The following is a 24,213-nucleotide window of genomic DNA, read 5'->3' on the forward strand; positions in this document are numbered from 1 at the left end:
CGGTGCGGCTCAGCGGTCAGGCGTCCTCGGCCAGTTCCAGCCAGCGCATCTCCAGCACATCGCGCTCCGCGACCAGTTCACGCAGCTCCGCGTCCAGCTTCGCCACCTTCTCGAAGTCCGTCGCGTTGTCCGCGATCTGGGCGTGCAGCGTCGTCTCGCGGGTCGACATCTTGTCGAGCTGCCGCTCGACCTTCTGCAGTTCCTTCTTCGCCGCGCGTGCCTCCTGCGGCGAAACGCCGGGGGCCGGTGCGGCGGCGGGCTGCGAGGACGAGGTGGGCGCCACGGCGGCGGGGGTACCGGCCGCCGCCATCTGCCGCCTGCGCTCCAGGTACTCGTCGATGCCGCGCGGCAGCATCCGCAGCGAGCGGTCGCCCAGCAGCGCCAGCACCCGGTCCGTGGTGCGCTCGATGAAGAACCGGTCGTGCGAGATCACGATCATCGAGCCGGGCCAGCCGTCGAGCAGGTCCTCCAGCTGGGTCAGGGTCTCGATGTCGAGGTCGTTGGTGGGCTCGTCGAGGAAGAGGACGTTGGGCTCGTCCATCAGCAGCCGCAGGATCTGGAGCCGGCGCCGCTCACCGCCGGAGAGATCACCGACCGGCGTCCACTGCTTCTCCTTGGTGAAGCCGAACTGCTCGCAGAGCTGCCCCGCGGTCATCTCCCGGCCCTTGCCGAGGTCGACCCGGTCACGCACCTGCTGCACCGCTTCGAGCACCCGCAGGTTCGGGTTCAGCTCGGAGACCTCCTGGGAGAGGTAGGCCAGCTTGACCGTCTTGCCGACGACCACCTTCCCGGCCGCGGGCTGCGCGTCGCCCTCGGTGCGGGCCGCCTCGGCCAGGGCCCGCAGCAGGGAGGTCTTGCCCGCACCGTTGACCCCGACCAGGCCGATCCGGTCGCCGGGGCCGAGCTGCCAGGTGAGGTGGGTGAGCAGCGTCTTGGGTCCGGCCTGGACGGTCACGTCCTCCAGGTCGAAGACCGTCTTGCCGAGCCGGGCGTTGGCGAACTTCATCAGCGCGCTGGTGTCGCGGGGCGGCGGCACGTCCGCGATCAGCTCGTTGGCCGCCTCGATGCGGTAGCGCGGCTTGGACGTGCGGGCGGGGGCGCCGCGCCGCAGCCAGGCCAGCTCCTTGCGCATCAGGTTCTGCCGCTTGCCCTCCTCCGTGGCGGCGATCCGTTCCCGTTCCGCGCGGGCGAAGACGTAGTCGCTGTAGCCGCCCTCGTACTCGTGGACGGTGCCGCGCTGGACGTCCCACATGCGCGTGCAGACCTGGTCGAGGAACCAGCGGTCGTGGGTGACGCAGACCAGTGCGGAGCGGCGGGCGCGCAGGTGGCCGGCCAGCCAGGAGATCCCCTCGACGTCGAGGTGGTTGGTCGGCTCGTCGAGGACGATCAGGTCCTGTTCCGCGATGAGCAGCTTGGCGAGCGCGATCCGGCGGCGCTCCCCGCCGGAGAGCGGGGCGATGACGGTGTCCAGTCCGTGCTCGAAGCCCGGCAGGTCGAGACCGCCGAAGAGCCCGGTCAGCACGTCGCGGATCTTGGCGCTGCCCGCCCACTCGTGGTCGGCCAGATCGCCGATGACCTCGTGGCGGACGGTCGCCTTCGGGTCGAGGGAGTCGTGCTGGGTGAGGACACCGAGGCGCAGCCCGCCGTTGTGGGTGACGCGGCCGGTGTCCGCCTCCTCCAGCTTGGCGAGCATCCGGATGAGGGTCGTCTTGCCGTCCCCGTTACGACCGACGACACCGATCCGGTCCCCCTCGGACACACCGAGGGACACACCGTCGAGCAGCGCACGGGTGCCGTACACCTTGCTGACCTGCTCGACATTGACGAGGTTGACGGCCACGAACGCTCCAGCTCGAAGGGAGAACACTGAACCTTCAGCGTAGTCGCCACGGCGCGGAGCTCCTTACGAGCGCCCGCTCACCCCGGTCCCCTGCGGTACCTTGCCCGAATTGATCAAGATCCGGGCGGTTCCCGGGTCTCACAGGGGTGGGGAACTTCAGTGGGGAACTCAATGACACGACGTACGGTTCGCGGGCCCGCGCCCGTTCTGCTGGCATCCGTCGCGCTGCTGGCATCCGTCGCGCTGACCGGCTGTTCTTCGGAGTCCGGCGGCGGTACGGAGGCGGACACGAAGCCGGGCGGCGGGGCGGGCGCGCACGGGGCGGGCGAGAAGGCCGCGGCCAGGGGCGGCACGGTCGGGGGCGCCGGTTCCGGCTGCGAACTGCCCGTCGTCTTCGACCTGGCGAAGCACTGGAAGGCGAAGGCCGTGGTGCCCGACGAGCCGGACGGGGAGTTCGCCGCGCTCAGCCGACAGGGCCCGGTCGCGATGGTGTGCGAGATCGACGCGAAGCCGGCCGGTCACATCGGATTCCTGCGGGTGTGGCAGGGCGACGGCAAGTCCGGCACGCCGCGCCAGGCGCTGGAGGGCTTCGTGAAGGCCGACGGGAACGCCTCGAAGGTCACGTACACGACGTCCACGGCCGGGAAGCTGTCGGTGGCCGAGGCCGGCTACACCGTCTACAGCAAGATCATGGAGGAGTCGCGCCCGGCCCGCGCCTTCGCCGTCGCCACCCCGGACGGGCCGGTGGTGGTGCACCTGGGCGGTCTGGACGCGCAGGAGCACGCGGGAATGCTCCCGGCGTTCGAACTGGCGAAGCGGAGCATCCGGCTCGGCTGAGGGGGCCGTAGCGGCGTTGCCCACCGACCATCCCGCTCATACGGAATCCTGTACGCACAGGACTCCGTTACCGCATCGTTTCGTGCCGCTACCACTACGGGCGCTGAACCACCGTCGCCCCCGCCGCCGGGGACGTCGCGATCCGGGCGGTGCGGCAGGTCGCGGAGGCGGTCAGGGCGTCCGCGATCTTCCTGGCCGACGCCTCGTCCTCGGCCAGGAACGCGGTGGTCGGGCCGGAGCCGGAGACCAGCGCGGCCAGGGCACCCGCTCCGGTGCCCGCCGCCAGGGTGTCGGCCAGCGAGGGCCGCAGCGACAGCGCGGCGGGCTGGAGGCCGTTGCTCAGGGCGGCGGCGAGGGCCGTGGCGTCGCCGGTCCGCAGCGCCTCCAGGAGCACGGGGGACGCGACGGGCTCCGGTACCGCCATCCCCGCCGTGAGCCGGTCGAACTCGCGGTAGACGGCCGGGGTGGAGAGACCGCCGTCCGCGACGGCGAAGACCCAGTGGAAGGTGCCACCGGTCTCGACCGGGGTCAGCTGCTCGCCCCGGCCGACGCCGAGGGCCGCGCCGCCGACCAGGCTGAACGGGACGTCGCTGCCCAGGTCCGCGCAGATGGCCAGCAGCTCGTCGCGGGTGGCGCCGGTCGACCAGAGCGCGTCGCAGGCCAGCAGGGCGCCGGCCCCGTCGGCGCTGCCGCCCGCCATTCCGCCCGCGACCGGGATGTCCTTGTCGATGTGGATGTGCACCCGGGGCTCGACGCCGTACCGCCCGGCCAGCGCGATCGCGGCGCGGGCGGCGAGGTTGGTGGCGTCCAGCGGGACCTGGGCGGCGTCCGGCCCGGCGCAGGTGACACGCAGTTCGTCGGCGGGGCTGACGGTGATCTCGTCGTAGAGGCCGACCGCGAGGAAGACGTTGGCCAGGTCGTGGAAGCCGTCGGGGCGCGCGGCGCCGACGGCGAGCTGGACGTTGACCTTCGCGGGTACCCGGGCGGTGATGCTCACTCGGCGCTCCCGGCGGGCTTGTTCTCGGCGATGGCGGCGAACTCCTCGACGGTCAGCGCCTCACCCCTGGCCTGCGGCGAGATCCCGGCCGCGACCAGGGCGGCCTCCGCGGCGGGCGCGGAGCCCGCCCAGCCGGACAGGGCCGCGCGCAGGGTCTTGCGCCGCTGGGCGAAGGCGGCGTCGACGACCGCGAAGACCTCGGCCTTGCTCGCCGTGGTCGCGACCGGCTCGGCCCGGCGCACCAGGGAGACCAGCCCGGAGTCGACGTTCGGGGCGGGCCAGAAGACCTTGCGGCCGATGGAGCCGGCGCGCTTGACGTCCGTGTACCAGTTGGCCTTGACCGACGGCACTCCGTAGACCTTGTTGCCCGGCCGCGCGGCCAGCCGGTCGGCGACCTCCGCCTGGACCATGACCAGGGTCCGCTCGATGGTCGGGAAGCGGTCGAGCATGGTGAGCAGCACCGGCACGGCGACGTTGTACGGAAGGTTGGCGACCAGTGCGGTCGGCGGCGGGCCCGGCAGTTCCCGTACCAGCATCGCGTCCGAGTGGACGAGGGCGAACCGGTCCGCGCGCTGCGGCATCCGGGCGGCGACCGTGGCGGGCAGGGCGGCGGCGAGCACGTCGTCGATCTCGACGGCGACGACCCGGTGCGCCGCTTCCAGCAGCGCCAGGGTCAGCGAGCCGAGGCCGGGGCCGACCTCGACCACCACGTCGTCCGGACGGACCTCGGCGGTCCGCACGATCCGGCGGACCGTGTTGGCGTCGATGACGAAGTTCTGGCCGCGCTGCTTCGTGGGGCGTACGCCCAGCGTCGCGGCCAGCTCGCGGATGTCTGCGGGGCCCAGGAGGGCGTCGGGCTCTGTGGTGCTCACCCGTCAAGCCTACGGCCGCGCGGCGCCGGGCCCGCCGCCCGTCCCGTACCGCGTGGTGAACCGTCCGGTACGGGTCAGTAGTCGAACGCCCGCGCCGTGTTGTCGGAGACCGCAGAGGCCAGGGTGGTCTCGTCGACGCCCTTCACCGCCGCCATCGCCCGCAGCGTGACCGGAATCAGATACGGCGCGTTGGGCCGTCCTCGGTACGGGGCCGGGGTGAGGAACGGGGCGTCCGTCTCGACCAGGACCAGTTCGAGGGGCGCGACGACGAGCGCGTCGCGCAGCGGCTGGGCGTTCTTGAACGTCACGTTGCCCGCGAAGGACATGAAGTACCCGGCGTCCGCGCAGATCCGGGCCATGTCCGCGTCGCCGGAGTAGCAGTGGAAGACGGTCCGCTCGGGGGCACCCGCGTCGGCCAGGACGCGCAGCACATCGGCGTGCGCCTCGCGATCGTGGATGACGAGCGCCTTGCCGTGCCGTTTGGCGATCTCGATGTGGGCCCGGAAGGACTCCTCCTGGGCCGCCACGCCCTCGGGGCCGGTCCGGAAGTAGTCGAGCCCGGTCTCCCCGACACCGCGTACGTGGTCCAGCGCGGCCAGTGCGTCGATCTCGGCGAGGGCCTCGTGGAGCGCAGCCGTGCCACCGGCCTCGCGTGCGCCCTGCCGCGAAGAGCCCTCCGGATCGCCGTGCACGATCCGGGGCGCCTCGTTGGGGTGCAGGGCCACCGCCGCGTACACGCTCGGGTGGGCGGCGGCGGTCTCGGCGGCCCAGTGCGAGCCCTTCACGTCGCAGCCCACCTGGATCACGGTGGTCACGTTCACCGCGGCGGCCCTGGCCAGGCCCTCCTCCACGGTGCCGTCCTGCATGTCCAGGTGGGTGTGCGAGTCAGCGACCGGCACCTCAAGGGGTTCGGGCAACGGCGGGGCTTCGGTACGGCTCATGGTCACGATGGTACGAGGACAGGGGCCCGGGGCCCGGGGCTCACCTGCGGTGGAAGGGGTGCAGCAGGTCCGCGAGGTGCCAGTGGTGCTCGCCCGCGGGGACGGCGGTGGCGGCCACGGCCTCCGCCTTCCGGTCGCGGGCGTCGGCGGCCGCGTCGGCGGGGCTGCCGGCCGGGGACCCGGCGGGCGTCCCGACGGGGTTGCTGTCGACGGGCAGGGGGTTGCGCATCAGCTGCTGGACGGTCGAGACGCGGCCGGATCGCATGATGCGCACGACGTGCCCGCCGCAGTTGGCACAGGTGGGCGTGGAAAGCGGGGAGGGCACGCGCTGGCCGTCCGCCTTGTAGACCACGAAAGCGTTGTTGGAGGCGTCGACGTGGTGCTCTATCTCGTAGGCCTGTTCCCAGCCGTGTCCGCACCTCATGCACGCGAAGGAATACGCCTCGTGCACGGTGGCTGCTGCGATCTCACTCATGCCTGCTCCTCTTGTCCGCCGGACAAGCACTCCGGGGAATGCGTCCTGTTATCCAGTGGACGCCTTCACCGGCACAAGCGCACCGGGCCCTGTCGAGTGTTGGAGCGGTCTTGGCCTTCTCGTGGCAAAAGGGGCCGGTACGCGGCTTTCGCTTTGCCTTTCACGATAGTCCTTTGCCCTCCGGCGGGCCGGTCCGAGCCGCGTTCTTTGCCGCGACCACCGCGTCGAACACCTCGCGTTTGGGCAGGCCGGCGGCGGTGGCGACGGCGGCGATCGCCTCCTTCCGCCGCTCCCCCGCCTCCTCTCGCACCTGCACCCTGCGTACCAGCTCGGCGGCGTCCAGTTCCTCGGCTCCGGAGTCGGCCGCGCCCTCGACGACGACGGTGATCTCGCCGCGTACGCCCTCGGCCGCCCAGGCGGCCAGTTCGCCCAGCGGTCCGCGCTTCACTTCCTCGTAGGTCTTGGTCAGCTCACGGCAGACGGCGGCGCGCCGGTCCGTCCCGAACACCTCGGCCATCGCGGCGAGGGTGTCGTCGAGCCGGTGCGGGGCCTCGAAGAAGACCATGGTGCGGCGCTCCGCGGCGACCTCGCGCAGCTTGCCGAGGCGCTCGCCGCCCTTGCGCGGCAGGAAGCCCTCGAAGCAGAACCGGTCCACCGGCAGCCCGGACAGGGCGAGCGCGGTGAGCACGGCAGAGGGGCCCGGCACCGCGGTGACCCTGATGCCCTGCTCGACGGCGGCGGCGACGAGCCGGTAGCCGGGGTCGGAGACGGACGGCATCCCGGCGTCCGTGACCAGCAGTACGCGGGCCCCGCCGGTCAGCGCCTCGACGAGTTCCGGCGTACGGGCGGACTCGTTGCCCTCGAAGTACGAGACGACACGCCCCGTGGTGTGGATGCCCAGCGCCTGGGTCAGCCGGCGCAGCCGGCGGGTGTCCTCCGCGGCGACGACGTCCGCCGTCTCCAGTTCGGTGGCGAGGCGTGGCGGGGCGTCCGCCACATCGCCGATGGGTGTCCCTGCGAGTACCAGCGTTCCAGTCGTCTCCGTCACAAGTCCATTCTCCCAGCACGGGCGGCACCACTCGCACAGATGCGTTCCCTACGATGGCGCGGTGACGAGTACAGCGCCCGATGCCCGGCAGGGCCAAGACGCCGGGGATCAGTACGGCCCGGAGCCGACTTCCTGGCAGCAGCGGCTGCGCCGCTTCGGCCATTCACCGCGGCCCGGGACCGGGTTGCGGGAGCGGCTGGTTCCGCCGTACACCCGCCCCGGGAACCGGCTGTGGGCGGTGCTCGGGGTGCCTCCGGTCCTCGCGGACCGGCTGCTGCGCTGGTCGGCCTGGGGCGGTCCGCTGCTGGTGGCGCTGGTCGCCGGGGTGCTGCGGTTCTGGAACCTGGGCAGCCCGCACGCGGTGATATTCGATGAGACGTACTACGCCAAGGACTCCTGGGCGCTGATCAACCAGGGCTACGAGGGGGCCTGGCCCAAGGACGTCGACAAGCTGATCCTGGACGACCCGTCCAAGGTGAACATTCCGGTCGACCCCGGCTATGTGGTGCACCCGCCGGTCGGCAAGTGGATCATCGGGATCGGCGAGCAGATCTTCGGCTTCACGCCGTTCGGCTGGCGGTTCATGGTCGCGGTGCTCGGCACGCTGTCGGTGCTGATGCTGTGCCGGATCGGCCGCAGGCTCTTCCGCTCGACGTTCCTGGGCTGTCTGGCGGGCGCGCTGCTCGCGGTGGACGGGCTGCACTTCGTGATGAGCCGCACGGCGCTGCTCGACCTGGTGCTGATGTTCTTCGTGCTGGCCGCGTTCGGCTGCCTGCTGGTCGACCGGGACTGGGGGCGGCGCCGGCTCGCGGCAGCGTTGCCGGTCGACGCGGAGGGGGTGCTGCGGCCGGACGTCGTCGTGGCGGAGCGGCTGCGGCTGGGCTGGCGGCCGTGGCGGATCGCGGCCGGGCTCATGCTGGGGCTGGCCTTCGCCACCAAGTGGAACGGGCTGTACATCCTGGTCGCGTTCGGCCTGATGACGGTCCTGTGGGACGTGGGCGCGCGGCGTACGGCGGGCGCGATGCGGCCGTACACGGCGGTGCTCAAGCGGGACCTGGTCCCGGCGTTCGTCTCCACGGTGCCGGTGGCGATCCTGACCTACGTCGCCTCGTGGACCGGCTGGATCATCCACAACTCCCCCGCCCGGCACGGCTATTACCGGGACTGGGCGGCGACCGACGGCAGGGGCGGCAGCTGGACCTGGCTGCCGGACTGGCTGCGCAGCCTGTGGCATTACGAGTACCAGGTCTACGAGTTCCATGTGAACCTGACGTCCGGGCACACCTACCAGTCCAATCCGTGGAGCTGGATCGTGCTGGGCCGGCCGGTGTCGTACTTCTACGAGGAGCAGAACGGCTGCGCCGCCTCCGAGACCGGCAAGTGCGCCCGCGAGGTGCTGGCGCTCGGGACCCCGCTGCTGTGGTGGGCCTCCTGCTTCGCGCTGGTGTACGTGCTGTGGCGCTGGGTCTTCCGCCGCGACTGGCGGGCGGGCGCGATCGCGTGCGGGGTGGCGGCGGGCTGGGTGCCGTGGTTCCTGTACCAGGAACGCACCATCTTCCTTTTCTACGCGGTGGTGTTCGTGCCGTTCCTCTGTCTCGCGGTCGCGATGATGATCGGGGCGATGCTGGGGCCGGCGGCGGGCACCGGGGCCAAACACGAACTGGGCCTGACGGCCGGTGACCCCTCGGGCGAACGGCGCCGGACGCTGGGGGCGGTCGCGGCGGGCGTACTGGTGCTGCTGATCGTCTGGAACTTCATCTACTTCTGGCCGCTGTACACGGGCACCCCGATTCCGGAGGGCTCCTGGCGCGACCGGATGTGGCTGGACACCTGGATCTGACCGGGCGGACGGACGTCTGGAGGCCGTGGCAGGTGGCCGCGGCCCCCAGACGTCTACCGGCCGCTGAGGGCGGAGGGCGTCAGGACAGCCTGATGCTTCCACCGGGGCTGACGTCTCCGGAGTCACCGGTGCCGATGACGTTCACAGGCCCGTCCGCGCAGGCCGCGTCGGCGAAGACTTCGGCATTCGAGTCGGTCAGGTTGTCGACCTGGGCGCCCTCGTCGCCCGCGGCGTAGCAGCCGGCGCCGGGGTTCTCGTACTCCACTCCGTTGACGACCAGCGTGCCGCTCGCGGCGAATGCCGACTGGGTCCCGGCGAACGCGAGCAGGCCGGCAGCGGCGATGCTGCCGAGGGAAATCAGGGTCCGACGCATGTGGGGGGTCCTCCTGTGTCAGGTATGTCAGGCATGTCAGGGGCACTTTCTGGCTGCCCCCACCAGCAATGATCACCATCAGTCATGCTTGATAAACGGAGAGTCATCACAACGAGTGGGCCCGCACGCTTCCTTGACGGCGGAGCTTGACCAGGAGGATCGAAGGACAAGAAAGGGAAAGAGCCGGATGCCCGTATATGGCCGCCCTGTTCGCGCCCTGACGGATCGCGTTCCGATAACAACCGGCTCCGCTGTCACTACCGTCCCGTAAAGTGCCGGGAAATGCCTCCTTGAACATGTTCAAGGAGGCCTCCTGGGGAGGGGGACTGCAGGAATGCGCAGTGGAGTGAAGATAGGCATAGTCGGCGGGGTGTTCGCGGTCGTGGTCGGCGGGGTGGGCTACGGCGCGTACAACATCCTGGATGGGCTCGGGGACAGCGGCGTCGGGGGCGGATCGGACACCGAGACCACCTCGCAGGAGGTGCGGACCGGGCCGGTCACCAAGCAGGAGATAGCCGACACGTCGAAGAAGTTCCTCGCGGCATGGGCGAAGGGCGACGCGGCGGTCGCGTCCCACCTCACCAACAACGAGGGCGACGCCGGACCGGCGTTGACCGGCTACCGCGACACGGCCCACGTCGCCAAGGCCGTGATCACGCCCGGCCCGGCGGTCGGCGCGAAGGTCCCGTACACCGTCGAGGCGACCGTCTCGTACAAGGGGACGACGAAGCCCTGGTCGTACAAGTCCGAACTGACCGTGGTGCGCGGCCAGTCCACCGGCCATGCGCTCGTCGACTGGAAGCCCGCCCTCCTCCACCCGGACCTGGCCAAGGGCGAGTCGCTGGAGACGGGCGAGGCGAAGACCGCGCCGATCGAGGCGGTCGACCACAACGGCCAGGTGCTCACCAAGGAGAAGTACCCCTCGCTCGGCACCATCCTGGACGAGCTGCGCAAGAAGTACGGCGGGAAGACCGGCGGCACCGCGGGCGTCGAGACCTGGATCAACAGCGCGAACGAGGACGGCGCGAACAAGACGCTGCTGACCCTCGTCAAGGGGAAGCCGGGCAAGCTCCGGACCACGCTGGACGCGAAGATCCAGGCGGCGGCAGAGCGGGGCGTGAAGAAGTTCGAGGAGTCGTCCGTGGTGGCCGTCGAGCCGTCGACCGGCGCGATCCGCGCCATCGCCAACAACCGCGCGGACGGCTACGACGCGGCCCGGAAGGCCTCGGTGGCCCCCGGTTCCACGATGAAGATCGTGACGGCCGCGATGATCATTCAGAACGGCCTGGGCAGCGCGAACGGGCCGGTCAAGTGCCCGTCCAGCGTGACCTGGAAGGGCGTGCCCTTCCACAACCTCGACAACTTCGAGATGACGGACGGTCCCACGTTGAAGCGGGCCTTCGCCAAGTCCTGCAACACCGCGTTCATCAAGCCGGTGCTGCCGCTGGGCGACGGCAAGCGCGACACCGCGCTCGGCGTCGAGGCGGCGCAGTACTTCGGGATCGGCCGCAACTGGCAGACCGGCATCGTGACGGTCGACGGCAGCGTGCCCGAGTCCCACGACGCGGAGACGGCGGCGTCGTTCATCGGCCAGGGCAAGGTGCAGATGAACCCGCTGAACATGGCCTCCGTCACCGCCACCGCCATCACCGGCCAGTTCCGGCAGCCCTACATCGTCCCGCAGAACCTGGACAACCGGACCTTCGCCGTCGCCAACCCGCTCCCGGGCGGGGTGTCGGCGCAGCTGAAGGAGATGCTGGAGTACACCGCCACCGCCCAGGAGGGCACCGGCACCGAGGCCATGGCGCGGGTGGGCGGCACCAAGGGCGCCAAGACGGGCTCCGCGGAGATCGACGGCCACGCCTCGTCCGACAGCTGGTTCACCGGCTTCAGCAACGACCTGGCAGCGGCCGCCCTCGTCCAGTCCGGCGGCCACGGCGGGACCGCGGCAGGACCGGTCGTAGCGGAGGTCCTGCTCGCGGGGCCGTGACGGCGGGACGTGATCACAGCTGGTCCGGGGCTCCCGCCGCGATCGTCGCGATCGTGGTGGGAGCCTTCGCCGTAGGCCGGCCGCCTCCGGGAATCCGGCTCGCACGCCCGCGACCACGGCCGATAGCGTGCGGGGCATGAGCACTTCCGACACCAACGTACCGGCGGGCGGCGACACCGCCGCCGCCCATCCCCGATTCGCCGAGGCGCTGCGCGAGCTGGGTCTCGATGTCGAGATCCGCCGTTTTCCGGAGGCCACCCGGACCGCCGCAGAGGCGGCTGCCGCGGTCGGCTGCGCGCTGAGCGAGATCGTCAAGTCGCTGGTCTTCGAGGCCGACGGGGTGCCGTTCCTGGTGCTGATGGACGGCTCGTCACGGGTCGACATGGACCGGGTGCGGGCGGAGTTGGGCGCGGTGAAGGTCCGGCGGCCCGGCGCTGACGTGGTGCGCGAGGCGACCGGGTACGCGATCGGCGGGGTGCCGCCGTTCGGGCACCGCACCCGGACCCGGGTGCTGGCCGACCGGGGGCTCCTCGCGCACGAGGTGGTCTGGGCGGCGGCCGGCACCCCGTACACGGTCTTCCCGCTCGATCCGGGGACGCTGATCGAGCTCGCGGGCGGCACGGTGGTGGACGTGCGCGAGCAGACCGCATGACACCGCTCGTCGCCACGGCCGTCCTGATGGCCGCGTTCACCCACGCCGGCTGGAACGCCATCGCACACGCGATCAAGGACCAGCTGGTCTCGTTCACCCTGATCTCCGGCGGCGGACTGCTGATCGGCGCGGCCGCCGCCGCCTTCGTCCCGTTCCCGGCCGCGGACGCCTGGCCGTACCTGGCCCTGTCCGCCGCCCTGCACGTGACGTACATGCTGCTGCTGATGCGCTCGTTCACCTTGGGCGACTTCGGCCAGATGTACCCGATCGCCCGGGGCACCGCCCCGCTCGTCGTCACCGTCCTGGCCGCCGTCTTCGTCGGCGAACGCCCGGACGGCTGGGCCGCGGCGGGCGTCGCGGTGGCCTCCGCGGGGCTGGTCGGGATGGCCCTGTGGGGCATCAGGGGCTCCGGCAAGCGCCCGCACTGGCCCGCGATCCTCGCCGCGCTGGCGACCGGTCTCGCCATCGCCGGCTACACGACGGTCGACGGCGTGGGCGTCCGCGCCTCGGGCAGTTCGCTCGGATACATCGCCTGGCTGATGATCCTGGAGGGCGTGGCGATCCCGGTCTACGCCCTGTACCGCCGCCGCTCCGCTCTGCCCGCCCAGCTCCGCCCGTACGCCCTGCGCGGACTGCTCGGCGCCGCCCTCTCGGTCACGGCGTACGGACTCGTCCTCTGGGCCCAGACCCGCGCCGCACTCGCCCCGGTGGCCGCCCTCCGCGAGTCCTCGATCATCGTGGGCGCGGCCATCGGCACGGTGTTCTTCAAGGAACGGTTCGGCGCCCCGCGCGTCGCGGCGGCGGGGCTGATGGTGGTGGGCATCGGGCTGATGCTGCATACGAGTTGAGGGGACCCCAGCGACCCGGCCCTGCGCCCGGCCCTGCGTGAGGCGTTCGCGGACGAGACCAACCGGCGCCGCAGCGGCGGGACGCGGTACTTCTCGATCAAGGAGAGAGCGGTCTCCGGCCACGACGATGCGAGGGTGCTGGTCGGCCTGCGGGCAGTAGCCGTTGGCGCTTCGGACGAGGTCGCCGGGCGGGGCGGTGGGCTCGTTCCCGATGCTCACGTATGCGGCGTCTGTAGTGACAGTGCGCCGTCCTGGTTCGCCACGCCCGCTGTTGCCGCGCCCTCTTCGCAGGGGTACAGGGTCAGGTGCTCGACGGGCAGGCGCGTGACGCGGGGGTCGTCGCGGATCTCCTCGACCTTGTACGCGTCCGCATCCGGGTAGGCGACGAGCAGGTGTGTTCCGGCCGGGTCATTCCGTCGGGTTGTGGTGGGGGCGGAGCCGGGGAGGTATCGGGCAGTCGGTGACCGCGCACTTTTCGCATGCCGACCGGGTGACTCCGAGGAGAGGTCCCGGTCGCCGCTGTGGGGAGGCGTTGTGCCTCCCGGTGTATTCGAGCAGGAGCAGCGCGGAGTCGTCCGCCGGGGAGGCGGGTGCGGTGTGCCGGTGCACGTCGGTGCGGAGTGCTTCGAGGCCGGTGGCCAGGGTGCCGACCCGGAGGAGGTCGGTGTGGGTGGCCAGGGGGTAGAACCGGCCGGTGGCGTCACGGGCCTCGTCGAGGCCGTCGGTGTGGAAGAGCATGCGGTCTCCGGGCGCGAGGGTACGGAGGTATCGGCCCGGCCTGCCGTCGCCCAGCGCGTCCAGACCGAGAGGCATGCCGGGGTGGTCGGGGGCCGCCTCTGCCATTCCGCCGGGCGCGGGCAGCACCAGTGGTGCGGTGTGGCCGTAGTTGACGAGGACCAGGGTGCCGTCGTCGGACAGCTCCGCGAGGACCGCAGTGACGAACCGGTCCTCGGCACCCCGCCGGGCCAAGGCGCAGGACATCTTCAGACCGACCGTCTCCAGGCGGGAGGAGATCGGGGCGCTCTCGCGGAAGGCGGCCAGGGCAGTGGCGGCCGTGCTCAAGGCGTCGAGGCCCTTGCCCTGGACGTCTCCGACCACCAGGCGCACGCCGTCGCGGACCGGGGTTACGTCGTAGAAGTCGCCGCCGACCTGCGCGCCGTTCGCGGCGGATTCGTAGGAGGCCGCGATGCGCGCGGGACCGGAGGTGGCGGGCAGCGGCCCGAGGATGGTCTGCTGCGCGGCCCCGGCGACATCGCTCACCTGCGTGAGCTGGTGCTGCTGGCGGGTCCTGGTGCGGGCGGTGGCGGCGGAGAACACGGTGACGATTCCCAGCACCAGCAGCGGCAGGAAGCCTTCCGGGGAGCCGAGCAGGCGGTCATGGAGTCCGACCAGCCCGGCGATCACGGCAGTGAACAGCCCGATGCCGACAACGCCGTGCGCCGTGGTCCGGGAAGCCGCGATAGCGGGTACGGCTGCGAAGAGGGCCAGGAGAGTCACGTTCGGCCCCAGGAGCACGTCGGTCACGGCGATGGCGAGCAGGGCGCCCACCCACGCACCGTCGGCGTGCCGGGGGGCAGGTATGGCGGGAGTGTTCACAACTGCTCCTTGTCCAGGGTTTCGGTTTCGGGCACGGATCAGGCTTCGGTGGCGGTGGGGCCGGTACCGGCTGTTTCGGCGTTGCGTCGGGTCTTGGCCCAGCCGGTCCTGCCGCGCAGGAGGCGTACGGAGCCGCGGGCGGAGACGATGAACAGGTGGTAGGCGTACAGCCACAGGGCGATGCCCCACAGCACCCCTGTGAGGCGCGAGCGATCCGGGGCGAACTCCTTCCGGTAGACCGGGCCCCACAGCACGAAGGGCACGACGGACAGGATCCCGAGCGCCAGCGCGAGAGGCCAGGCGGCGAACAGCACGGCGCCCGTGACGCCGGTGAGGAGAATGAAGACCAGGACCGCGGTCAGGGCGAGGACCGTGAGGTGCGCGATCGGCTGGAAGAACGTGTAGAACGACTCCAGGACCCCGCGGGCGCGGTAGTGGCGTGAGCCGACGATCCGGCCCGCGTACCGCACGCACTGGATGTTGCCCTGGGCCCAGCGGGTGCGCTGGGTGAGAAACCGGCGGGTGCGGGGCAGGGCCTCCTGCGTCACCCAGGCGTCGGGAACGTGGGTGACCCGGTAGCCGGCCAGGCGCATCTGCATACCGAGCTCGTAGTCCTCCAGCAGGGCGTCCTGCTTCCAGGGCCGGCGCTCCGCGGCGGCGATCCGGTCGAGTGCGGTGAGCCGGGTGAACTGCCCGTTGCCGCCCAGGCCCACCGATCCGGTGCGGCGGCGCAGCAGCTGCATCCCGGTGTTGGAGACGGCGAACTCCGCGTCCTGCATCCGGATCAGCAGACGCGCGTAGGCGTTGGCGAGCCGGCCGCGCTCGGGCAGCGGACGTCCGTCCTCCACATTCCGCATCCGTACGCCGATCTGCACACCGCCCGTCTCCGGATCCCCGAAGCCGTCCGGGCCGCTGACGTACGCCGGGGCGTCGGGGGACAGCCGGCCGTCGGCGTCGACCACGCACACGATGACGCGGGAGCGGTCCACGTCGCCGAGGTGGGCGTTCATCGCTTCGTACGCGGCGTTGAGCGCGGCGCCCTTCCCGATACGGGCGTCGGGGCGGCGGCGGGAGACGAGACGCACATAATTGTCCTCGGCGGCGAGGGCCGCCGCGATTTCACCGGTGCGGTCGTCGCTGGCGTCGTCGATGACCCAGACGTGGGAGGCGGGGAAGTCGGTCCGCAGCCGGGTGACCGTGGTCGCGATCACGACTTCCTCGTCCCGGCACGGAACGAAGAAATGCCAGTCGTGTGCGCCGGGATCGCCCGCCTCGGTGGGGCGGCGACGGGCGTAGGCGTGCCGGGAGCCGGCCCAGTAGAGCAGGAAGCAGCCCAGGAGGACGAACGGGAAAACATAGAGGAAGAACTCCGGGAGCATGTGATCCCTCCAGAAGGGGGCGGTGGTCGGCTTCCGCGCATGGCCGTTGCCGGTCAGGCGGCGATCAAAGAACCTCGGGCGGCGCCCAGCGGCGTGTCGCGCAGGATCGTCGCGGTCGCCAGGTCCGCTATCCGGCGCGACGCGGTGCCGTCGCCGTACGGGCTGGGGAGGGACGCCAGGTGGTCCAGTCCCTCGGGGCCCTCGGCGAGGCGGCGGTGCCCTGCGGCGTCGATGCCGGGGCCGGGTGCGACAAGTTCGGCGAAGTCGGCGAACGCCTCGGGCCGCTCGGTGGACCGGCGGACTACGATCAGGGGGCGGCCGAGGACGGTCGTCTCCTCCTGGATCCCGCCGCTGTCGGAGACGAGGAGCGCTGCGTGCCGGGCCAGGGCGAGGAACGTGCCGTACGCGGTCGGGTCGATCACCGTCATCCCGTCGAGGAGCGGCCGCAGACCGGCGCCCTCGACCCGGGACCGGGTGCGCGGGTGAAGGGGAAGGACGACGGGAAGCGTACGGCCCAGAGCGGCCAGTTCGCGGAGGATCACGGCCAGTACGGCGGGGTCGTCGGTGTTCTCCGGGCGGTGCACGGTCGCCAGCACGTACCCGTCCGCTTCCAGGCCGAGGCCGCCGAGCAGCCGTGCCCGTTCCCGACGCGGCGGCAGGTTGTCGCGTACGGCCTCCACGACGGTGTTGCCGGTCACCTCGATGCGCTCGTCGGCCACCCCCTCGGCCAGCAGCAGGTTCCGGTTCTGCGCGGTCGCCGCGCACAGGACGTCCGCCAGCCGGTCGATGAGCACCCTGTTGTGCTCCTCGGGCATCGCGCGGTCGTGGCTTCGCAGCCCCGCCTCGACATGGATCAGCGGGACCGACCGCGCGTTCGCGACGAGAGCGCCGGAGAGCGCGGCGTTGGTGTCACCCTGGACGACCACGGCGAGCGGCCGGTCGGCCGCGAACCGCTCGTCGAGCGCGGCCAGAGCGGCTGCGACCTGCACCGCCCGCGGCTGCCCGCCCACACCGGTCAGATACTCCGGTTCGGGCAGCCCCAGCTCGTCCAGGAAGTCGGCGGACAGCGCGTCGTCGTAATGCTGGCCGGTGTGGATGACCCGGGCGGCGGGGCCGAGCAGGCGGATCACTCCCGCGAGCTTGACCAGCTCCGGGCGGGTCCCGAGGACGACGGCGACAGTACGTTCTGCGGAGAATGTCATGACCGGAGCTTCGCCCCCGGCGGTTGCTGCGATCGGTGCGCCCCGGTTGCCCAACGGTTGCTAAGTGTGATTTCAGACAATTTGGGACCTTGGTCCCAGCCTTTCGCCCCAGAAGTCAGGGGCCCTTGTCCCCGTCGGTCCCGGATTCCTCTGCGGGGACGAAGCGATACCCCAGCCCCCGTACCGCCTCGACCGGGTCCCGGCCCTGCTGCGGACCGGCCGCCCCACGCAGCTTCCGGCGCAGCCGCAGCACCGCGAACTTGACCCGGTCGCCACCCACGGCACTCTCGTCGTCCCACACCCGGGTCAGCAGCTGCTGCGTGGTGACGACACGGCCCCGGTTGCGGACAAGGATCTGCAGGAGCCGGTACTCGATCTCGCTGAGCGGCACCTCGCCGCCGTACCACACCACGGCCCGCCGCTCAGGAACGAGCCGCAGGTGCTCGCCCACCCGCTCACCGGCCCACTGTCGGCGTCCCGCCCTGCGCAGCAGCGCCCCGACCCGCGCCACCAGCTCCTCGCCGTCACAGGGCTTGACCAGATAGTCGTCAGCACCCGCACGCAACGCCCTCACCCGGTCCGCCACGTCGCCCCTGCCGGAGAGCACCAGCACCGGCAGGTCGCTCATGTCACGGACCCGCGCCAGCACCCTCCAGCCGTCCAGCCCCGGCACCACGAGATCCAGTAGCAACAGGTCGGGCCGCTGCGCGAACAGCAGCCGCAGTCCCTCCCGTCCGTCGGCCGCCGACACCACGTCGTACCCACACGGCCCGAGCAGCCCTTCCAGCGTCACGACCGTCGCGTCGTCGTCGTCCACAATCAGCAGCTTGGGCACATCCACCGCCGGACTGGATAGCGGGCCGGGCCCACTCGTGGGACAGGGCCGCCCTCACGTCCAGTCAAACAGGAAGAACGCCCTCCCGCAGCGCGGCGGCGCTCGTCGTCGGAGACCTTCGCGTAGTCGTAGCCGCGGTCGGCGAACAGTCACCGGGGCCGGTGGCGTGGCCGGTGGCGCAGGCCACGGATGCGGGGTATGGCGTCCAGTAGCGGCATGAGCTGGGTGACGTCGTGGCGGTTTCCGCTGGTCAAAGAAACGGCGAGCGGGGTTCCGTGCCGGTCGACGATCAAGTGGTGCTTGCTGCCGGGGCGGGCCTGGTCGACTGGTGAAGGTCCGGTGTGAGCACCCCACTTGAGAGCCCTGATGTGCGAGCCGTCGATCGCGGCGTCGTCCACTCCGGCAGGCCCTCTTTGCGCAGTTCTGCTAGCAGGACCTCGTGCTAGCGGGGCCGTACTCCGGCCTCGGTCCAGTCCCGCAGGCGCCGCCAGGCCGTCACCCCGCAACCGGGCGGACGCTGACGCTCTCCCGGCCCAACCGCCCGTGGTGGATCTCGGGAGTTGACGGAGCGGTCCCCCGGGTCCGTGAAGTGCGCCGACCACCCCCGCGCACCGCCTGACGTACACGGTCCCCGAGTCCACCTCTCAGATACGTGGCGTCCAGCGAATGGCTACGCAGATCGGGCGATCCGCGAACCGGCCCAGGCCACAGCCTGTTACCGAGGGTAACTCGCCCCGCTCCGCCAACTCCGCCCGGCGCGACGGTCGTTCACGAACTATTGACACGCTCTTGTCAGGAGCGGAACACTCCGAAACGGGAGAGCGCTCTCCCACCTTCATGCACCCCCACCCACGCAGCAGGAGGTCTCCATGCCACGGAGGTCGAGAACACTCACCGGACTGCTCTTGTTCACCTCGCTAACCCTCACCACCGCAGGGATCGCGGGGATCGCCGCGACGGCGAACGCGTCGACCGAGAAGCCGGTCGCGGCGGCGGGCGCGCACACCGAGCACGCCGCGTACTCCATGCCGGGGATGCCCGGAATGCCCGCCTCCACCAAGACCTCGGGCGACGACCCGGACGGGGACGGCTACATCATGGCCGACCCGCCGGTCACCGGGGTCACCCCCTCGATGGAGGTGCCGCCGTCGGCGTACTTCCACGAGTTCCAGGCCAAGTGCGCCCCGACCCACACGGCTCCGGACGACCCGATCGTGTATCCGGGCCAGCCCGGCAAGTCCCACGACCACACGTTCATGGGCAACACCACGACCGACGCCTACACCACCGCCGCCTCGCTGGAGACCGGTGACACGACGTGCCTGGCGCCCGGCGACAAGTCCGGGTACTGGATGCCGAGCCTCTTCAAGGGGGACACGAAGATCCTCCCCGAGGGCGTCCAGACGATCTACTACAAGTCCGGAGTCACCGACTACCGGAGCGTGCGCCCCTTCCCCAAGGGACTGCGGTACGTCGTCGGCAGCCCGATGCAGTCCCAGGACGAGTTCAAGAACCTCAAGGGCACCGTCGAGGGCTGGGAGTGCGGTGAGTCGTTCAAGAACTTCGACTTCCCGGCCAACTGCCCGACCAGCCGGGACACCTACCTCAACCTGCGTCTCCAGGCGCCGAGTTGCTGGGACGGCATCCACCTGGACACGCCCGACCACAAGAGCCACATGGCGTACCCGGTCGCCGGCGGCGCCAACTACAACTCGTGCCCGGCCGACCACCCCGTCGCCCTGCCGATGATCGAGTTCAAGATGGCCTGGCCGGTCAACGGCGACATGTCGCAGGTGAAGCTCGCCAGCGGCAAGGGCTTCTCGTTCCACTACGACTTCATGAACGGGTGGGACACCGCCACGCTCGACGCGATGGTCACCCACTGCGTCAAGGGCGGGCTCCAGTGCGACCCGCACGGCTACGACGAGAACCACCCCGAGAAGGGCGCGGTACTCAACGGGGACTACGAACTCCCTTAGCCCGCAGGGCCGGACGGTCGAGCGACCGGACGGCCGCACCCCGGGTGGGGGTCTTTTTTCGGACCATCTTGGAGAGCGCTCTCCAAGATCACCCGGGGTCACTCCTCCCCCACCTGTCTTCCCGCTGTCTCCCCCATCACTTACCACCCCGCCTCCTTCCCCACCCTCAAGGAGATCGACATGCACCACCCCCCCACCCGTACGGCCAAACGTCTCGTGGCCCCCTTCGCGGCGGCGGCCCTGCTGGCCGGCGCGATGGTGGCTCTCCAGGCCCCCGCCGCCCAGGCGGCCGGCAGCGTCGTCAAGGTCACCGGTTCACAGGGTGCCTGGCAGCTGACCGTCGACGGTTCGCCGTACACCGTCAAGGGTCTGACCTGGGGCCCCTCGGTCGCCGACGCCGAGAAGTACATGCCGGACGTGGCGTCCATGGGCGTGAACACGATCCGCACCTGGGGCACCGACGCCACCAGCAAGCCGCTCTTCGACACGGCGGCCGCCAACGGCGTCAAGGTGATCGCCGGATTCTGGCTCCAGCCGGGCGGCGGGCCGGGCAGCGGCGGCTGCGTCAACTACCTGACGGACACCCAGTACAAGGACGACATGCTGGCGGAGTTCCCCAAGTGGGTGGACACCTACAAGGACAACCCCGGCGTGCTGATGTGGAACGTCGGCAACGAGTCGACGCTCGGCCTGCAGAACTGCTACAGCGGTGACGAGCTGGAGGCCCAGCGCAACGCGTACACCACCTTCGTGAACGACATCGCGAAGAAGATCCACACGGTGGACCCCAATCACCCGGTCACCTCGACCGATGCCTGGACGGGCGCCTGGCCGTACTACAAGAAGAACGCGCCGGACCTCGACCTCTACGCCGTCAACGCCTACAACGCGGTGTGCAACATCAAGTCCGACTGGGAACAGGGCGGTTACGACAAGCCCTACATCGTCACCGAGACGGGCCCGGCCGGTGAGTGGGAGGTCGACGACGACGCGAACGGCGTCCCGACCGAGCCGACCGATGTCGCCAAGGCCGAGGGGTACACCAAGGCGTGGGGCTGCATCACCGGCCACACCGGGGTGGCGCTCGGCGCCACGATGTTCCACTACGGCACCGAGGACGACTTCGGCGGCGTCTGGTTCAACCTGCTGCCGGGCGGCGAGAAGAGGCTCTCGTACTACGCCGTGAAGAAGGCGTACGGCGCGGACACCTCGGGCGACAACACCCCGCCGGTCATCACCGACATGAAGGTGGACGACGCCACCGAGGGCGTCCCCACCGGGGGCGAGGTGAAGGTCAGCGCCAAGGTGTCCGACCCGGACGGCGACGCGGTCACCTCCCAGGTGCTGTTCAGCAGCAACTACATCGACGAGAACAAGGCGCTCGTCCCGGCCGAGACCAAGGACAACGGTGACGGCACTCTGACCGCGAAGGCGCCCAGCAAGACGGGCGTCTACAAGGTCTACGTGAAGTCCACGGACGGCAAGGGCAACGTGGGCATCGAGACCACGTCCCTCAAGGTGATCCCGCCGAAGGTGGACGGCACGAACGTGTCCCAGGGCAAGACCGCCACGGCGTCCTCGTTCCAGACCGACCCGACCGGCGGCTGCCCGTGCGGTGCGGAGAACGCGGTGGACGGCAAGTTCGACACCCGCTGGGCCAGTGACTGGAGCGACCCGCAGTGGGTCCAGGTCGACCTCGGCGCCTCGACGGCCTTCAAGCACGTGCAGCTCGCCTGGGACCCGGCGTACGGCAAGGCGTACGACATCCAGACGTCCGAGGACGGACAGAGCTGGACGACGGTGAAGTCGGTGACCGACGGCAACGGCGACATCGACGACATCGACGTCAACGGCACAGGGCGCTACGTGCGGATCAACGGCACGGCGCGCGGCTCCGGCTACGGCTACTCGCTCTACGAGTTCGGCGTCTACAGCTGACAGGAGAAGGGCCCTCATGATGATCAACAACCTGGGGCGGGCACAGCCCTACGCGCTCAGCCTGTTCCGCATCGTCATCGGGTTGCTCTTCACCTGCCACGGAGTCGCCTCGCTGTTCGGGCTCCTGGGTGACGCGCGGGTGCCGGCGGGCACCTGGCCGGGCTGGTACGCGGCCGTCATCCAGCTGGCCGGTGGCGCCCTGGTGCTCCTCGGCCTCGGTACGAGAACGGCCGCTCTGGTGGGCTCCGGCTCCATGGCGTTCGCGTACTTCGACGTGCACCAGCAGCGGGGACTGCTCCCGATGGAGAACGGCGGCGAGGCGGCGGTCTTCTTCTGCTGGACCCTGCTGCTGATCGTCTTCTCCGGTCCGGGCGCGCTCGCCGCCGACCGGCTGTTCACCTCCCGGGGAGCCAACCGGGAGGAGACGGAGGCCGGACGCGGGCAGCGCCTGCGGGTACCCGCCTGAGGGGACGGGTACCCCCGCACACCGGCCCTCCCGGGCTGCCCCCCGGGAGGGCCGGTGCCGTCCGTTGCACCGGCACGTGGCGGCGGACGGCGCTTTCAAAACCCGCCCTAGTCCTTCGCGACGGCCTGCCGGAAGCCGGTGTTCACCGCGGTCAGTCCGCCGTCCACGCACAGCGTCGTGCCCGTGACCCAGGCCGCGTCGCGGGAGGCGAGGAAGGCGACCGCCGAGGCGATGTCCTCGGGCTCACCGACCCGGCCGAGCGGGTAGAGGCCGCCGACCCGGGACAGTTCGTCCTCACGGCCGGACCAGGCATCCGTGCGGACCGTGCCGGGCGTGACCAGGTTGACCCGCACCCCGCGCGGTCCGGCGTGGCCCGCAAGGGTACGGGTGAGGCTCGCCAGGCCCGCCTTCGCGGCGCTGTAGGCGTGGTTGCCGAAGTCCTGCACCCCGTTGACCGAGCCGATGCTGACGATCGCGCCCCGGCCGGACGCCGCGAGGTGCGCCATCGCAGCCCGCGCGCACCGGTAGGCGCCGCTGAGGGTGACGTCGAGATCGCGCTCCCAGACGTCGTCCGGCTCGTCCTCGAACAGCGCCTCGTCGGGGGCGCACGCGTACGCGTTGTTCACCAGTACGTCGAGCGCCCCGAACTCCGCGACCGCGTGCGCCACCGCCGCCTCGACCGCCGCCCGGTCCGTCACGTCGCAGGCCAGCGACTCGGCCCGGCCGCCCGCCGCGACGATGTCCGCCGCCACCCGGGCGGCCCGCTCCGGGTCCAGGTCGGTGACCAGGACGCGGGCGCCCTCGGCCGCGAGGCGGTGGGCCGTGGCGGCGCCGATGCCCTGGCCCGCACCGGTGATGAGGACGCAGTATCCGTCGAAGCGCGCGAGCGCGGCAGCAGTCATAGCACCGACCGTACTGCCCGGACCAGGGCCTGGGCACGGGGATCGGCGGTAACTCCCTTCTGCAGACCGTTCGTCACATAGCCGAGCGCGATGCCTGATTCGGGGTCCGCGAAGCCGAGCGAACCGCCCCGCCCCGGGTGGCCGAAGGAGCCGGGGGCGAGGAGCGGGGAGGCCGGTCCGTGCAGCATGTAGCCGAGTCCGAACCGGGTGTTGACGACCAGCACCCGGTCCGGCCCCGCGGACTCCTCCGTGCGGGCCAGGGTCAGCGTGGCGGGGGCGAACAGCCGGTGGCCGTCGACCGGCCCGATCATCGCGGCATAGCAGCGGGCGAGGCCCCTGGCGGTGGCGATCCCGTTGGACGCGGGGAGTTCGGCGGCCTGGTAGCCGGGGTCGTTCTCGTCGGGGAACGGGTCGATCGCGCCGAACGCCCGGCGGGTCAGCGAGTCCGGGTCGCGGTAGGCCTCGACGACCGAGCGCTTGGGCCGCATCCGCAGCGCGCCCGTCTCCTCGCCCGCGGGCGCCTCGGCCGGGCCGATCCGGCCCACCCGGTGGGCCTCGTCCGCCGGGATGCCGAACCAGAAGTCCAGGCCGAGCGGGCGGGCGATCTCCTCCGCGACCCAGCGGCCGACCGTGCGGCCGGTGACGCGTCGCACCAGTTCACCGATGAGCCAGCTGTAGGTCTGCGCGTGGTAGCCGTGCTCGGTGCCGGGCTCCCACTGGGGGCGCTGGGCGGCGACGGCGAGCGGCCCGCTCACCCCGTCGGCGGCCTCCTTGGGGGTCAGCGTCCGGTCCAGGGCCGGGATGCCGGCCCGGTGGGCGAGGAGGTGGCGGACGAGGACGCGCTCCTTGCCGTTGGCCTTGAACTCCGGCCAGTAGGTGCCGACGGGGGCGTGCAGATCGATCTGGCCGCGCTGGTGCAGCAGCAGCGGTACGGCGGCGGCGATGCCCTTGCCCGCCGAGCGGACGACCTGCACGGTGTCGACCGCCCACGGCTCCGCGCCGTCCACGTCTCTGGTCCCGGCCCACAGGTCGACGACCTTGTGCCCGTGCCGGTAGACGGTGACCGCCGCCCCCCGGTCGCCGCGCTGTTCGAAGTTACGGATGAAAGCATCCCGGACCGGTTCGAATCCGGGCACTACCGCGCCCCGTACGTCCACGCCTGTTCCCGCGCTCCCGCTCATCCCCCCATGGTGCATTGCCGCG

Annotated in this window: 21 protein-coding genes and 1 pseudogene; 8 read left to right on the forward strand and 14 right to left on the reverse strand. The window is 71.3% G+C overall.

Translation table 11 applies throughout. From position 1 onward, the window contains the following. Window positions 1-16 precede the first annotated feature (16 nt). The gene (locus ACZ601_RS27035; protein ID WP_469542555.1) at window positions 17-1,840 is read right to left on the reverse strand and encodes an ABC-F family ATP-binding cassette domain-containing protein; all 1,824 of its coding nucleotides are present in this window, start codon (window positions 1,838-1,840) and stop codon (window positions 17-19) included. A 171-nt stretch (window positions 1,841-2,011) separates the two neighbouring features. Between ACZ601_RS27035 and ACZ601_RS27040 the strand changes: the two genes are divergently transcribed. Continuing rightward, the gene (locus ACZ601_RS27040; RefSeq protein ID WP_469542558.1) at window positions 2,012-2,677 is read left to right on the forward strand and encodes a lipoprotein; all 666 of its coding nucleotides are present in this window, start codon (window positions 2,012-2,014) and stop codon (window positions 2,675-2,677) included. 94 nt (window positions 2,678-2,771) lie between these two features. Here ACZ601_RS27040 and ACZ601_RS27045 read toward each other — a convergent pair whose 3' ends face one another. The 5 genes from ACZ601_RS27045 to rsmI form a co-directional block, all read right to left on the reverse strand. After that, a complete protein-coding gene (locus ACZ601_RS27045; protein WP_469542561.1) occupies window positions 2,772-3,674 on the reverse strand; it encodes a 4-(cytidine 5'-diphospho)-2-C-methyl-D-erythritol kinase in 903 nt (300 codons plus the stop codon). Beyond that, a complete protein-coding gene (gene rsmA / locus ACZ601_RS27050; RefSeq protein ID WP_469542564.1) occupies window positions 3,671-4,546 on the reverse strand; it encodes a 16S rRNA (adenine(1518)-N(6)/adenine(1519)-N(6))-dimethyltransferase RsmA in 876 nt (291 codons plus the stop codon). Before rsmA ends, ACZ601_RS27045 begins: the two co-directional genes overlap by 4 nt. A gap of 74 nt (window positions 4,547-4,620) precedes the next feature. Then, window positions 4,621-5,487 carry a TatD family hydrolase gene (locus tag ACZ601_RS27055; RefSeq protein WP_469542566.1) on the reverse strand — a complete coding sequence of 289 codons (867 nt, stop codon included), beginning with the start codon at window positions 5,485-5,487 and terminating at the stop codon, window positions 4,621-4,623. Window positions 5,488-5,527: 40 nt separating this feature from the next. Next, on the reverse strand, window positions 5,528-5,962 hold the full coding sequence (locus ACZ601_RS27060; RefSeq protein ID WP_469542569.1) for a hypothetical protein: 435 nt from the start codon (window positions 5,960-5,962) through the stop codon (window positions 5,528-5,530). Window positions 5,963-6,122: 160 nt separating this feature from the next. Beyond that, window positions 6,123-7,010 (reverse strand): 16S rRNA (cytidine(1402)-2'-O)-methyltransferase, encoded by an 888-nt coding sequence (gene rsmI, locus ACZ601_RS27065; RefSeq protein ID WP_440575510.1) that lies wholly within the window; start codon window positions 7,008-7,010, stop codon window positions 6,123-6,125. Between the two features lie 61 nt (window positions 7,011-7,071). Between rsmI and ACZ601_RS27070 the strand changes: the two genes are divergently transcribed. Beyond that, on the forward strand, window positions 7,072-8,850 hold the full coding sequence (locus ACZ601_RS27070) for a dolichyl-phosphate-mannose--protein mannosyltransferase (protein WP_469542572.1): 1,779 nt from the start codon (window positions 7,072-7,074) through the stop codon (window positions 8,848-8,850). Between the two features lie 79 nt (window positions 8,851-8,929). Here the strand turns inward: ACZ601_RS27070 and ACZ601_RS27075 are convergent, their stop codons facing one another. Continuing rightward, window positions 8,930-9,223, reverse strand: coding sequence for a hypothetical protein (locus ACZ601_RS27075; RefSeq protein WP_469542575.1), 294 nt, complete (start codon window positions 9,221-9,223; stop codon window positions 8,930-8,932). A gap of 334 nt (window positions 9,224-9,557) precedes the next feature. Here ACZ601_RS27075 and ACZ601_RS27080 point away from each other — a divergent pair, with 334 nt between their 5' ends. From ACZ601_RS27080 to ACZ601_RS27090, 3 genes are all read left to right on the forward strand, one after another. Continuing rightward, entirely contained in the window at window positions 9,558-11,213 is a 1,656-nt protein-coding gene (locus ACZ601_RS27080; RefSeq protein ID WP_469542578.1) for a penicillin-binding transpeptidase domain-containing protein, read from the forward strand. Window positions 11,214-11,349: 136 nt separating this feature from the next. Next, entirely contained in the window at window positions 11,350-11,865 is a 516-nt protein-coding gene (locus ACZ601_RS27085; RefSeq protein WP_440575517.1) for a YbaK/EbsC family protein, read from the forward strand. Beyond that, the gene (locus ACZ601_RS27090) at window positions 11,862-12,713 is read left to right on the forward strand and encodes an EamA family transporter (protein WP_469542581.1); all 852 of its coding nucleotides are present in this window, start codon (window positions 11,862-11,864) and stop codon (window positions 12,711-12,713) included. Before ACZ601_RS27085 ends, ACZ601_RS27090 begins: the two co-directional genes overlap by 4 nt. A 408-nt stretch (window positions 12,714-13,121) precedes the next feature. Here ACZ601_RS27090 and ACZ601_RS27095 read toward each other — a convergent pair whose 3' ends face one another. From ACZ601_RS27095 to ACZ601_RS27115, 5 genes and pseudogenes are all read right to left on the reverse strand, one after another. Then, window positions 13,122-14,309: a PP2C family protein-serine/threonine phosphatase gene (locus tag ACZ601_RS27095; protein ID WP_469542583.1), complete on the reverse strand. Its 1,188-nt coding sequence runs from the start codon at window positions 14,307-14,309 to the stop codon at window positions 13,122-13,124. A gap of 38 nt (window positions 14,310-14,347) precedes the next feature. Next, the gene (locus ACZ601_RS27100) at window positions 14,348-15,688 is read right to left on the reverse strand and encodes a glycosyltransferase (protein WP_469542586.1); all 1,341 of its coding nucleotides are present in this window, start codon (window positions 15,686-15,688) and stop codon (window positions 14,348-14,350) included. 53 nt (window positions 15,689-15,741) lie between these two features. After that, complete coding sequence (gene wecB, locus ACZ601_RS27105) at window positions 15,742-16,890, reverse strand: non-hydrolyzing UDP-N-acetylglucosamine 2-epimerase (protein ID WP_469542589.1); 1,149 nt, start codon at window positions 16,888-16,890, stop codon at window positions 15,742-15,744. A gap of 115 nt (window positions 16,891-17,005) precedes the next feature. After that, window positions 17,006-17,731, reverse strand: coding sequence for a response regulator transcription factor (locus tag ACZ601_RS27110; protein ID WP_469542592.1), 726 nt, complete (start codon window positions 17,729-17,731; stop codon window positions 17,006-17,008). A gap of 146 nt (window positions 17,732-17,877) precedes the next feature. Continuing rightward, window positions 17,878-18,233 (reverse strand): annotated as a pseudogene (locus tag ACZ601_RS27115) (transposase); the annotation flags it as partial. A gap of 361 nt (window positions 18,234-18,594) precedes the next feature. On the opposite strand from ACZ601_RS27115, the gene ACZ601_RS27120 reads away from it, so the two are divergent. The 3 genes from ACZ601_RS27120 (at window position 18,595) to ACZ601_RS27130 (ending at window position 22,108) form a co-directional block, all read left to right on the forward strand. Next, window positions 18,595-19,704 carry a DUF1996 domain-containing protein gene (locus ACZ601_RS27120; RefSeq protein ID WP_469542595.1) on the forward strand — a complete coding sequence of 370 codons (1,110 nt, stop codon included), beginning with the start codon at window positions 18,595-18,597 and terminating at the stop codon, window positions 19,702-19,704. A gap of 180 nt (window positions 19,705-19,884) precedes the next feature. Further along, window positions 19,885-21,642 carry a discoidin domain-containing protein gene (locus tag ACZ601_RS27125; protein ID WP_469542598.1) on the forward strand — a complete coding sequence of 586 codons (1,758 nt, stop codon included), beginning with the start codon at window positions 19,885-19,887 and terminating at the stop codon, window positions 21,640-21,642. A gap of 19 nt (window positions 21,643-21,661) precedes the next feature. Then, complete coding sequence (locus tag ACZ601_RS27130; protein WP_469542686.1) at window positions 21,662-22,108, forward strand: DoxX family protein; 447 nt, start codon at window positions 21,662-21,664, stop codon at window positions 22,106-22,108. 107 nt (window positions 22,109-22,215) lie between these two features. Here ACZ601_RS27130 and ACZ601_RS27135 read toward each other — a convergent pair whose 3' ends face one another. Beyond that, window positions 22,216-23,010, reverse strand: a complete 795-nt coding sequence (locus ACZ601_RS27135) for an SDR family NAD(P)-dependent oxidoreductase (protein WP_469542601.1) — start codon at window positions 23,008-23,010, stop codon at window positions 22,216-22,218. Then, entirely contained in the window at window positions 23,007-24,167 is a 1,161-nt protein-coding gene (locus ACZ601_RS27140; RefSeq protein WP_469542688.1) for a serine hydrolase domain-containing protein, read from the reverse strand. Before ACZ601_RS27140 ends, ACZ601_RS27135 begins: the two co-directional genes overlap by 4 nt. Window positions 24,168-24,213: the final 46 nt, after the last annotated feature.

It is taken from the genome of Streptomyces sp. NPDC104307, assembly GCF_055584045.1.